This window comes from Eubacterium sp. LMAG:50 (assembly GCF_008680265.1).
Classification (GTDB): domain Bacteria; phylum Bacillota; class Clostridia; order Lachnospirales; family Lachnospiraceae; genus Eubacterium_U; species Eubacterium_U album.
This window is the reverse complement of sequence record NZ_NALP01000006.1, coordinates 198,687-210,818: the sequence shown is the minus strand read 5'-3', so window position 1 is coordinate 210,818 and position 12,132 is coordinate 198,687. Positions and strand designations below refer to the sequence as shown.

Here is a 12,132-nt window from a genome sequence, read left to right as displayed (position 1 = left end):
GACAATGTTTGCCCTAAAACATATAATTGAAGTGGTTAAATAACGAAGGAGAACGGAAATGAGAAAAATATCCAAGGCGGTAATCACAAGATTGCCAAGATACTATAGATATTTAGATGAATTAATACAGCAGGATGTCGAAAGAGTTTCGTCTAAAGAATTAAGTGACATGATGAATGTTACGGCCTCTCAGATACGACAGGATTTGAATAATTTTGGTGGGTTTGGACAACAGGGGTACGGATATAATGTTAAATATCTGTATGATGAAATCGGAAAATTATTAGGACTTGATGTGACGCATAAGATGATAATTGTAGGTGCAGGAAATCTTGGACAGGCAATTGCAAACTATGGAAATTTTAGAAACAGAGGTTTTGAAATTACGGCTTTATTTGATAAAAATAAAGATTTAATTGGTAAAAAGACAGTGAATGGGACTGAAATCAGAGACATTTCTACTATAATAGATTATGTGAAAAATGAAAATATTGAGATTGTGGCATTGGCACTTCCTAAAGGACCGGCAACAGATATTGCTGAAAAATTAGTCGAATGTGGAGTGAAGGCATTTTGGAATTTTGCTCACACTGATTTAGGATTTAGCGATGACATAATAGTTGAGAATGTTCATTTATCAGAAAGCTTAATGAAACTTACATATAGAATATCAGAAAAAGCAAATAAAAATAAATAAGAGGTGAAGTACTATGGAAAGAATAATTTCTGGTACGGATATGAAAAAGGTTGATGAATATACAATTAATGAAGTTGGAATCCCAAGTTTAGTATTAATGGAAAGAGCAGCAAAGAGTGTTGCTGATTTAATTGAAGAAACAACAGATAAAAACAGTGAGGTAATTGCTATTGCCGGAACTGGTAATAATGGTGCCGACGGCGTTGCAGTTTGCAGGATGTTATACATAGATGGATATAACACCTGCATTTATATTATGGGAAACATAGATAAGGCAACACAGGAATTCAAAACACAGATTGAGATAGCACAGAAAGTTGGAATTGAAATCAAAGATGCTTCAAGACTGACAAGAGATGAAATGGATAAGAAACATGTAATTGTTGATTCAATATTTGGAGTCGGATTATCAAGAAATGTAGAAGGCGATTACAAAAAGTTAATTGAAGCAATAAATCAAAGCAAGGCAAAAGTTTATGCTGTAGACATTCCATCAGGCCTGAACGCAGATACAGGAAAAGTGATGGGTGTGGCAGTTAAAGCTGATTATACTGTATGCTTTGGAGAACTTAAACTTGGAGCAGTTCTTTATCCGGGAGCAGATTATTGTGGAAAACTATCATTTGATAATATAGGTTTTCCGGATGTCTCCTATAAGAAGTGTGAAACAGTTTATAAATACCACACAAGCGATGATTTAAAACTAATTCCGAAACGACCAAATTATTCTAATAAAGGTACATATGGAAAACTTCTTGTTATAGCAGGTAATAAAGATATAACAGGGGCAGCGTTTTTATGTGCAAAGGCAGCGTTTAGGACAGGAGCCGGACTGGTAAGAATATTTACTGCAAAGGAAAATCGTGAAGTAATACAAAAACTATTACCTGAAGCAATGGTAAATGTATATGATACAGATGATTTTGACAAAAAGGCTTTAGATGCCTGTATAGAATGGGCAAATGTTATTGCAATTGGTCCGGGAATTGGAACAGGTGGAATACAAAAAAATATGGTTGAAGCAGTTCTTGAAAGCAGAAAGAACACGGTAATAGATGCAGATGGAATTAATGTTATTTCACAAAATGTTAAACTAAAAAAAATGCTTCATAAGAATGTAATATTGACACCGCATTTAGGCGAAATGGCCAGATTTGAAAATAAAACGATAGATGAAATAAAGGACAATCTTGTAAAAAGTGCTTTCAATATTAATTATATGTACAATGCAAATGGAATTCTAAAAGATGCAAGAAGCGTTGCTGTTACGCAAGATGATATATACATAAATATGACAGGAAACAGTGGCATGGCGACTGCAGGCTCGGGAGATGTGCTTACTGGAATTGTTGCAGGATTGTTGGCTATTGGGTGCAATGTAGAAAACGCTACAACGCTTGCACCATACATTCATGGAATTGCCGGAGATTTGGTAGCAACAAAGATGCCTAAAGCGTCTATAATGGCTACAGATATAATTGAGGAAATAAAAAATATTATGCCTCAGTAAATAATTGTGACACAATAATGATAAAGTTTCATTTAAAACTGTACATAATAGAGATAATTTGAAATTGTAATATAGTAAATCAACGATATAGATGTAAATTTAAATTAAATAATTTATAAACGTGGAGAAGAAGAAAATGACAAGAAAAATATGCGAAGAAGAGTATTTTAGGGGATATGCAGAAATTAATCTGGATGCAATATACAAAAATGTATATGAAATGAAAACAAGACTTAATGAAAATACAGGAGTTGTTCTTGTAATAAAAACAGATGGATATGGACATGGAGCAGTGCCTATAGCTAAAGCACTTGATGATTTATGCTATGGATATGCAGTCGCAACTCCATATGAAGGCAATAATTTAAGAAATCATGGACTTAATAAACCTACATTTTTATTAGGTTATGCGGATGAATCATCGTACGATATGATTATAGAAAAAGAATTAATTCCAGCAATTTTTTCTTTAGAAATGGCAACAAAATTATCAAAGCACGCACAAAAACTTGGCAAAGAAGTAAAGATTAATATTGCTGTTGACACGGGAATGAGCAGAATTGGTTATATTCCGGGAAGTGATGCAGTAAAAGAAATTGTTGAAATAAACAAACTTCCTTTTATAAAAATAGAATCCATATTTACACATTTTGCAAAAGCAGACTATGTTGACAAGTCATTTGCTGACAAGCAGTTTGATGAGTTTGTAAATTTTGTTGATGAAGTAGAAAAAAATGGAGTTAAGATTCCGATACATCAGTGTGCAAATAGTGCAGCAATGATGGAAATGCCAAAGACTTCATTATCATTGTCAAGAGCAGGAATTTCAATGTACGGATTGTATCCATCAGATGAAATGAGCCGTGAAAATATGAAACTATATCCTGCATTATCTCTTCACAGTCATGTAGTTTACGTAAAAACAATTAAAAAAGGAAGAGGAATAAGTTACGGACAGACTTATATAGCACCTCATGATATGAAAATTGCTACAATTCCACTTGGATATGGGGACGGATATCAGAGAAATCTTAGCAATAAAGGATATGTACTCATTAATGGCAGAAAAGTAAATATTGTGGGTAGAGTATGCATGGATCAATTTATGGTTGATGTTACGGGAATGGATGTTAAAGAAGGAGATAAGGTAACTCTTATTGGAAAAGAAGGAGACGAAGAAATAACAGTTGATGAATTAGCAGCATTAGCAGGAACCTTCAATTATGAATTTGTATGTGACTTAAGCAAACGTATTCCAAGAGTTTATGTTAAAGATGACAAAATAGTTGGAACAAAAGATTACTTTGATGACAGATATGACGTTGATCTGTAAAATAATTAAATTTTTCCAAAAATGAATACACATTTTGAAAAGTGGAATAATATAATTGTGTTAACACAATCTATTTTTTGGAGTGTGGATATGGTTATTAGACGTGGTGATATTTATTACGCTGACTTAAGACCTGTAATTGGGTCAGAACAGGGTGGAATAAGACCTGTGCTTATTATTCAGAATGATACAGGAAATAAACACAGCCCGACTGTTATTATTGCAGCAATTACGTCAAAGATGAATAAGGCGAAACTGCCAACTCATGTTGAGGTTGATTCGCATAAGTATAATATAATAAAAGATTCAGTTATTTTATTAGAACAGTTAAGAACGATAGATAAAAAAAGATTGAAGGATAAGGTATGTCATTTAGATGATGAAATCTTAAGTGCAGTCAATGAGGCATTAGCTATAAGTTTAGAACTCAATACATAATTTGCAAAAGTTGACTAATAATAGATAAAATGATATATTTTTATAGTGTGTGTTTTGATTAAGACACAATGAAAATCAGGATTAAATCCTGTTATAAGTTATAAATACGGAAGAGAGGATATATAAATGTCAGGACATTCAAAATTTGCTAATATTAAGCATAAAAAAGAAAAAAATGACGCAGCAAAAGGAAAGATGTTTACCATCATTGGTAAAGAAATTGCAGTTGCAGTAAAGGAAGGTGGAGCTGATCCGGATAATAACAGTAAGCTTCGTGATGTTATTGCTAAGGCTAAGGCTAACAATATGCCTAACGATACAATTGAACGTGGAATTAAGAAGGCTGCAGGTAATGTTAATGCAGTTAATTATGAATCAGTTACATACGAAGGATATGGTCCTAACGGAACAGCTATTATCGTTGATGCGTTAACAGATAATAAAAACAGGACAGCAGCTAATGTCAGAAATGCATTTACTAAGGGTGGCGGAAACGTTGGAACTCAGGGATGTGTATCTTTCATGTTCGATAAAAAAGGTCAGATTATAATTGACAAAGAAGAATGTGATATGGAAGCAGATGAGTTAATGATGATTGCACTTGATGCAGGTGCAGAAGATTTCTCAGATGAAGAAGAATGCTATGAAGTTCTTACTCAGCCTGAAGAATTTAGTGCAGTAAGAGAAGCATTAGAAGCAGCTGGTGTTAAGATGACAGAAGCAGAAGTTACAATGATTCCACAGAATTATGTAACACTTACTGACGAAGAAGCTATTAAGAAGATGAATAGAATTATCGACTTATTAGATGAAGATGATGACGTACAGGAAGTTTTCCACAATTGGGATGAATAAATAAAAGGAAAAATATGAATACAGTACTGTTTGATTTAGACGGAACGCTTTTACCAATGAATATGGATGATTTTATGGATACATATTTTAAGGCGCTAGAGTCAAGATTTGAAACGTTAGGATTTGATCCTGAGAAGATTAAAAAATGTTTATGGGCCGGAACAAAAGCCATGGTTGCTAACGAAGGCTACATAACAAATGAAGAATGTTTTTGGAATGTTTTTGAAAAATATTTTTCGGACGACGGGAAAAAATTAGAACGTAGAAAAAGAATTAAGATAGAAAGAGAAATGACTAAGTTTTACAAGAGTGATTTTCAGGTGGCAAGATTTAATACAAGACCTGACAGTCTTGCTAATGAATGTGTTGATTTACTTAAAAGTAAAGGATATCAGATTGTTGTAGCAACTAATCCTTTATATCCGCAGGTTGCAACATATGAAAGACTTAGTTGGGCAGGATTTGAACCGGATGAATTTTTGCATGTTACTACATATGAGAATTCGTGCTTTAGCAAACCTAATCTGAATTACTACAGACATTTGCTAAAGACATTAGATAAGGATGCTGAAGATTGTCTGATGGTTGGTAATGATGTAGATGAAGACATGTGTGCATTTAAAATTGGCATGGATGTATTTTTACTTAATGAATGTCTAATCAACAGTAAGAAAAAAGATATTTCTCAATATAAAAAAGGAAATTGGAAAGTGTTTAGGGAATATATAGACACTCTTCCGAATATTTAATGAAGGCAAAGGGGGCTTCAATAGAGGCTCCCTATATGTATGTATAAAGTAATTTTTGTTTTTAGGAGAAAATTATGAAGGATAAAATAATTAATCCGTTGTTGTTACTTCTTACGGCAATAATTTGGGGAAGCGGATTTGTAGCACAGAGTGTTGGTATGAATTTTGTTCAGCCATTTACATTTAACTTTTCCAGATGTATTGTTGGAGGCATATTTTTAGCCATATATATTATGGTTATGGGTAAAGGAAGTAAGAAATCAAAAAAGAGTACGGAAGCAGTATTTATTGGAGGATTGTGTTGTGGATTATGCCTTTTTGGTGGGATGACATTTCAACAGATAGGAATTCAATATACTGAGGTCGGAAAAGCAGGATTTCTCACAGCAATGTACATAGTGTTAGTACCTGTATTGTCAACTATGTTTTTAAGAAAGAAAACAGGAATACATATTTGGCTTGGAGTTGTATTAGCAGTTGTAGGAATTTATTTGTTGTCGATTTCTTCTGACTCATTTACAATTGCCAAAGGCGATATATATGAAATTATATGTGCATTAATGTTTGCCCTTCATATTTTGGTAATTGATTATTTCAATACAAAAGCAGATCCGGTAAAAATATCATGTGTTCAGTTTTTTGTATGTGGCATTTTAAGTGGTGTGTTTATGATGACAGCAGAACAGCCACAGGTTCAATATATATTAGCTGCATGGCAGCCGATATTGTATGCAGGCATTGTTTCAACTGGAATTGGATATACATTACAGGTTGTAGGACAAAGAAATGTTAATCCAACGGTTGCATCTTTAATTTTGAGTTTAGAGTCAGTTGTATCTGCAATTGCAGGGCTTTTAATTTTAGATCAGCAGTTGACTCAGCGTGAAATATATGGCTGTATATGTATGTTTGCTGCAATTGTTCTTGCACAGTTGCCAATAAAGAATACATAATCAGTTAGCAACAGATTAATATGATAAGTTCAATATAGTTGCAAAATTATATTGTCTTAAGTATAATAAACCTATTGTAAAAATAGGAGGAAACAAAATGAACCAAGTTCATTTTATGTAAATGTTTCCGACGAATAGCCATCGACCGAAGGGCGGGGGCAATACATATTATTTAGGAGGAAATTCAAATGAAAAAAGTATTAGTAGTAGCACTTTCAGCAATTTTAGCTGTATCAATGTTTACAGCATGTGGAAGTAAAAAATCAGAAACAACTAATGGAACAGTTAATGAAGACAAGTTAATTATGGGAACAAACGCAGAATTCCCACCATATGAATATTATGGAGATGACGGTGAAGTTACAGGTATTGATGTAGAAATAGCGCAGGCAATTGCTGACAAATTAGACCTTAAATTACAGGTTGAAGATATGAACTTTGATTCAATCATTACAGCAGTACAGAGTGGAAAAGCAGATGTTGGTATTGCAGGAATGACAGTAACAGAAGACAGACTTAAAAATGTTAACTTTACGGACAGTTACGCAACAGGTGTTCAGGTTGTTATTGTAAAAGAAGGTTCAGATATTACTACAGTTGATGACTTATTTGCAGATGGGGCAAATCATTCAATAGGTGTACAGAGTGGAACAACAGGTGATATTTATTGTACAGATGATATCGAAGGTAAAAAATTAGGAACAGTTGAAAGATTTAACAAAGGTGCAGATGCTGTTCAGGCTTTAATCGCAGGAAAGATTGACTGTGTAGTTATTGATAATCAGCCGGCAAAAGAATTTGTAGCTGCAAACGAAGGATTAAAAATTCTTGATACAGAGTATGTAACAGAAGATTATGCTATTGCTATTAAAAAAGGAAATGATAAATTAACAGAAAAAATAAATGGAGCATTAAAAGAATTAAAGGATGAAGGAAAGGTTCAGGAAATCCTTGACAAATATATTAATGCTGAATAATTAGTAACGGGGAAACAAAATGAACGTAGTTCATTTTATGTAAATGTTTCCGATGAATAGCCGCTGACCGAAGGGCGGGGGCATTACATATTTTATAGGAGAAACAATGGAGAATTTTATTATTAAAGCTTTTTCTATGGCTGACATAAAAGATGATTTTGTACTTAATTTTATAAAGGATAACCGTTGGAAATATTTGACTGACGGTTTGAAAATAACTCTCGAAGTTACATTCTTTGCAGTTATTTTAGGTATTGTTTTAGGTTCGGTAATAGCTATTATCCGTTCTACTTATGATACAAATTATGAAAGTATGAAATCTAAAGTCGGTAAGGCAGTATTAAAGATTTTAAACTTAGTAGCAAAAATTTATTTAACAGTAATCAGAGGAACACCGGTAGTTGTTCAGTTAATGATTATGTATTATGTAATTTTTTCAACATCAAATAATAAAGTACCTATTGCTATTTTGTCATTTGGAATTAATTCTGGTGCATATGTTGCTGAGATAATTAGAAGTGGTATTATGGCAATTGACAGAGGTCAGTTTGAGGCAGGAAGAAGTTTAGGATTTAATTACATTCAGACAATGATTTATATTATTCTTCCACAGGCATTTAAGAATATTTTACCTGCCCTTGCAAATGAATTTATTGTTTTATTAAAGGAAACATCAGTTGCAGGTTATGTTGCTCTCCAGGATTTAACAAAGGGTGGAGATATTATTCGTAGTAGAACATATAGTGCGTTTATGCCACTTATAACAGTTGCTGTTATTTATTTGGTAATGGTAATGTTCTTTACTTATTTAGTTGGAAGATTAGAAAGGAGACTAAGAAATGATGAAAGATAATAGTCAGCCTTTAATTGTTGTGAAAGATGTAAAGAAATACTACAAAGGTGAAGTTATCAAAGCTTTAGATGGTATTAATCTTACAATTAACGAAGGAGAAGTTGTAGTTATTATTGGACCGTCAGGTAGTGGTAAAAGTACAATGCTCCGTTGTTTAAACCTTTTAGAGATACCTACAGATGGAGAAATTATATTTGAAGGTGAAAATCTTTTAGGGAAGAAAACTAATATAGATAAACACAGACAGAAAATGGGAATGGTATTCCAGCATTTTAATCTTTTCCCTCATATGACTGTAATGAAGAATATGACTATAGCACCAACAAAACTCAAAATTAAAAACAAAGAAGAAGCCGAGGCTAAGGCAAAGGAACTTCTTGAAGTTGTTAATTTAGCTGATCGTGCTGAGGCGTATCCAAAACAGTTATCAGGTGGACAGAAACAAAGAATTGCAATTGCAAGAGCTTTGTGTATGGATCCTGAAGTAATGCTTTTTGATGAACCTACATCAGCACTTGATCCTGAAATGGTAGGTGAAGTTTTAAGTGTTATGAAGGATTTAGCACGCAGAGGAATGACAATGGCTGTTGTTACACATGAAATGGCATTTGCTAGAGAAGTTGCAACAAGAGTTATATTTATGGATGCGGGAAGAATAATTGAAGAAGGTACTCCGGAAGAAATATTTGAACATCCAAAGAACCAGAGATTAAAAGACTTTTTATCAAAAGTGTTATAAAGACTAATGGAATTATAAAAGTGTTTTATATAAATCATTTTAAGATTAATTTTTGATATATATATACTAAAAAGCAGTGAGTTAAGGCTCGCTGCTTTTTATATTTTTGTGTAGAATAATTTACTTTTATAAAATTTAGTTTTCAAATGTCAAATTTAAGAATGAAGTGTCGCAAACTTTGTTTATGATTTATTTGTGATAAGGTTCATTATTTATGATTCTGTAACTTCTGTATATTTGTTCTAATAAAATTACACGCATTAGTTGGTGTGGAAAAGTCATTTTTGAAAAGCTTAATTTAAAATCAGAACGTTTAGAAACACTTTCATGTAAGCCTAAAGAACCGCCAATAATAAAAATAATATGACTTTCACCGGTTATTCCCAGTGAATTAATCTTTTTAGATAATTCAACGGAATCCAATTGCTTTCCTAAAATTTCTAAAGTAATAACATATGCGTTGTCTGGAACGTGCTTTAAAATTCGTTCAGCTTCTTTTTCCTTAATTAAATTAATTTCTGTATCGGAACTGTTTTCGATTGTCTTTTCATCGGCAACTTCAACAATATTTAATTTGCAATATCTTGAAAGACGTTTAGAATATTCAGCAATTGCATCTCTATAAAAATTTTCTTTAATTTTGCCAACAGTAATGAGTGTAATTTTCATATTTAAAATCCTTTCACCTTGTTCAAAAACAAATAATAGAGTATAATGATATAAGGATACCGAAGCGGGAGTTTTTTGTGCTTGCACAAAAAAACTCACATTTATGGTATCCGTAAAACATGAGGAAGTAGCCCGATAGGGCGAAATCCGAATGTTTTTAGGATTGAGAAAGCACGAAGTGCGAAACAATCCGTAAATATCATTATACAATAAAAGTAAATGTTTTAGGATTGAGAAAGCACGAAGTGCGAAACAATCCGTAAATATCATTATACAACAAAAGTAAATGTTTTTAGGATTGAGAAAGCACGAAGTGCGAAACAATCCGTAAATATCATTATACAACAAAAGTAAATGTTTTTAGGATTGAGAAAGCACGAAGTGCGAAACAATCCGTAAATATCATTATACAATAAAAGTAAATAAATTAGGATTGAGAAAGCACGAAGTGCGAAACAATCCGTAAATATCATTATACGGTATACGGAGGAAATGTAAATGCCATTTTGCCCAAAATGTAAATACGAATTTGTAGATGGAATAAAAAAATGCAACGAATGTGGTTGCGATTTAGTAGACAACTTAGATGATATAACTAATGAGTCTGATGAAGAAATTATGGATAATGAGAATATAATTAATGCTGAATTAGAGAATGCTAATTTAGGCGAAACATATGAATCTTTAGAGGATGGAAATGTATCAGTTGACAAAGAAGATGAAGAAAGCAGATTTATGAGTTCTGCAAAGACATATCAGAAATTATCAGATAAATATGAAGATGTAAAGTCATCAGCATATACATTGATTTTAGTTGGTGGAGTTGGACTTTTTGTTATGATTCTTCAATGGATTAATGTTATTAAATTTCCAATATCAAGTCAGACTAAATGGTTGTTTAATTCTGTTTTAGGAGGAATGTTTATAATATTCCTTGCTGCCGGAATTGTATCATTTATGCATGCTAAAAAAGTTAAAATTGAGGCTGACATTGAGGATAAACTTATAAATAAAATTAATCAATTTGCAAAAGAAAACATAACAAAAGAAATAATTGATAAAGAAGTACCACAGGATGATCATGTAGAAATATTATTTTTCAACCGTGCTGAGGTAATAAAAAACATATTGATGCATGAATTTGAGGATGCTGATGAGGCATTGATAGATGAACTTATTGAGAATATATATCAGAGTATATATGAAGAATAAATATAAAATAAAAGCTCTTGCATTAATAGATATAAAATGCAAGAGCTTTTTTATGCTTAGTACTAATAATAGATAGTGAAAAATAGGATAATATATGAAGAGAATGTATACGTAATATAGTTAATTTAGAGGAGAAAAATAAAATGAGTGAAATTAAAAAAATTGCAGTTTTAACAAGTGGAGGAGATGCACCGGGAATGAATTCAGCTATAAGAGCAGTTGTATTTAGTGCGGCGCGTTTTGGAATAGAAGTAGTTGGAATTTTTAGAGGATACGAAGGACTTATAGATTGGGAAACTATAAAATTAGAGCCTGATGATGTTAGAAATATAAACAATCGGGGAGGCACAATTTTATACACAAGCAGAAGCGAAAGATTTTTAGATGAAAAATTTAGAAAACAGGCCGCAGATAATTTGAGAAAAAATAATGTTGATGCTGTTGTGGCAATCGGCGGAGATGGAACTTTAAGGGGTGCAATTGATTTTGAAAAAGAAGGAATAAACATTGCTTGTATTCCAGGAACAATTGATAGAGATGTTTCATGTAGTGAATATACGTTAGGATTTGATACTGCTGCAAATACTGCGACAGAAGCAATTGATAAAATCCGCGATTCATCTATTTCGCATGGTAGATGTAGCGTTGTAGAAGTAATGGGAAGAAAACGCGGATATATCGCTTTGTGGGCAGGAATGGCAACATCAGCCGATGCTATTATTTTACCTGAAAAATGGGATGGCAATTATAATAATGTAACAGATGCGATAAAGAGACGACATGAAGATGGAAGAAACAGTTATTTAGTTGTGGTTGCTGAAGGAGTAACAGATGCCAATGAACTTGCTGATTTAATAAAGAAAAAAACGGGTATTGAATCAAGAGTCTCAGTATTAGGATATATCCAGCGTGGTGGACAACCATCAGCTAAGGATAGAATGTATGGTTCATTAATGGGGGCTTATGCCGTGGAAATATTGGTGAATGGCAATAAGAACAGAATTGTTGCTATAAAAGATGATAAGCTTATAGACTATTCAATAAATGAAGCTTTAAATATTCAGAATAGTCAGATTGATTCATTTCAGTACAAATTAAGTTTATTGTTATCAGATTAGACTCTCAGATTAGACAAATTAATTTATAG

The 12,132-nt window shown here is 32.6% G+C and carries 13 protein-coding genes; 12 read left to right on the top strand and 1 reads right to left on the bottom strand.

Features of this window, described 5'->3' with window-relative positions; genetic code table 11:
* The first annotated feature begins 58 nt into the window (after positions 1-58).
* The 10 genes from CCC31_RS03805 to CCC31_RS03760 all read left to right on the top strand — a co-directional run bounded on the left by CCC31_RS03805 (position 59) and on the right by CCC31_RS03760 (position 9,104).
* Positions 59-697, top strand: a complete 639-nt coding sequence (locus CCC31_RS03805; protein ID WP_022089101.1) for a redox-sensing transcriptional repressor Rex — start codon at positions 59-61, stop codon at positions 695-697.
* 13 nt (positions 698-710) lie between these two features.
* Positions 711-2,207, top strand: a complete 1,497-nt coding sequence (locus CCC31_RS03800; protein WP_118565143.1) for an NAD(P)H-hydrate dehydratase — start codon at positions 711-713, stop codon at positions 2,205-2,207.
* Between the two features lie 136 nt (positions 2,208-2,343).
* The gene (gene alr / locus CCC31_RS03795; RefSeq protein ID WP_290849781.1) at positions 2,344-3,540 is read left to right on the top strand and encodes an alanine racemase; all 1,197 of its coding nucleotides are present in this window, start codon (positions 2,344-2,346) and stop codon (positions 3,538-3,540) included.
* Positions 3,541-3,630: 90 nt separating this feature from the next.
* Positions 3,631-3,978, top strand: coding sequence for a type II toxin-antitoxin system PemK/MazF family toxin (locus CCC31_RS03790; RefSeq protein WP_022089104.1), 348 nt, complete (start codon positions 3,631-3,633; stop codon positions 3,976-3,978).
* 126 nt (positions 3,979-4,104) lie between these two features.
* On the top strand, positions 4,105-4,833 hold the full coding sequence (locus CCC31_RS03785; RefSeq protein WP_147585972.1) for a YebC/PmpR family DNA-binding transcriptional regulator: 729 nt from the start codon (positions 4,105-4,107) through the stop codon (positions 4,831-4,833).
* A gap of 14 nt (positions 4,834-4,847) precedes the next feature.
* Positions 4,848-5,582: an HAD-IA family hydrolase gene (locus CCC31_RS03780; RefSeq protein WP_290849777.1), complete on the top strand. Its 735-nt coding sequence runs from the start codon at positions 4,848-4,850 to the stop codon at positions 5,580-5,582.
* A 74-nt stretch (positions 5,583-5,656) separates the two neighbouring features.
* Complete coding sequence (locus tag CCC31_RS03775; protein ID WP_290849775.1) at positions 5,657-6,535, top strand: DMT family transporter; 879 nt, start codon at positions 5,657-5,659, stop codon at positions 6,533-6,535.
* Positions 6,536-6,723: 188 nt separating this feature from the next.
* On the top strand, positions 6,724-7,512 hold the full coding sequence (locus CCC31_RS03770) for a transporter substrate-binding domain-containing protein (RefSeq protein ID WP_117910181.1): 789 nt from the start codon (positions 6,724-6,726) through the stop codon (positions 7,510-7,512).
* 136 nt (positions 7,513-7,648) lie between these two features.
* The gene (locus CCC31_RS03765; protein WP_117910202.1) at positions 7,649-8,365 is read left to right on the top strand and encodes an amino acid ABC transporter permease; all 717 of its coding nucleotides are present in this window, start codon (positions 7,649-7,651) and stop codon (positions 8,363-8,365) included.
* Entirely contained in the window at positions 8,352-9,104 is a 753-nt protein-coding gene (locus CCC31_RS03760) for an amino acid ABC transporter ATP-binding protein (RefSeq protein ID WP_336306365.1), read from the top strand. The genes CCC31_RS03765 and CCC31_RS03760 overlap by 14 nt, the downstream gene beginning before the upstream one ends.
* A gap of 189 nt (positions 9,105-9,293) precedes the next feature.
* Here CCC31_RS03760 and rlmH read toward each other — a convergent pair whose 3' ends face one another.
* Positions 9,294-9,773, bottom strand: a complete 480-nt coding sequence (gene rlmH, locus CCC31_RS03755) for a 23S rRNA (pseudouridine(1915)-N(3))-methyltransferase RlmH (RefSeq protein ID WP_022089009.1) — start codon at positions 9,771-9,773, stop codon at positions 9,294-9,296.
* A gap of 498 nt (positions 9,774-10,271) precedes the next feature.
* Between rlmH and CCC31_RS03750 the strand changes: the two genes are divergently transcribed.
* The gene (locus CCC31_RS03750) at positions 10,272-10,985 is read left to right on the top strand and encodes a hypothetical protein (protein WP_022089010.1); all 714 of its coding nucleotides are present in this window, start codon (positions 10,272-10,274) and stop codon (positions 10,983-10,985) included.
* A 143-nt stretch (positions 10,986-11,128) separates the two neighbouring features.
* Positions 11,129-12,103 carry an ATP-dependent 6-phosphofructokinase gene (locus CCC31_RS03745; protein ID WP_117910183.1) on the top strand — a complete coding sequence of 325 codons (975 nt, stop codon included), beginning with the start codon at positions 11,129-11,131 and terminating at the stop codon, positions 12,101-12,103.
* The last annotated feature ends 29 nt before the right edge of the window (positions 12,104-12,132 follow it).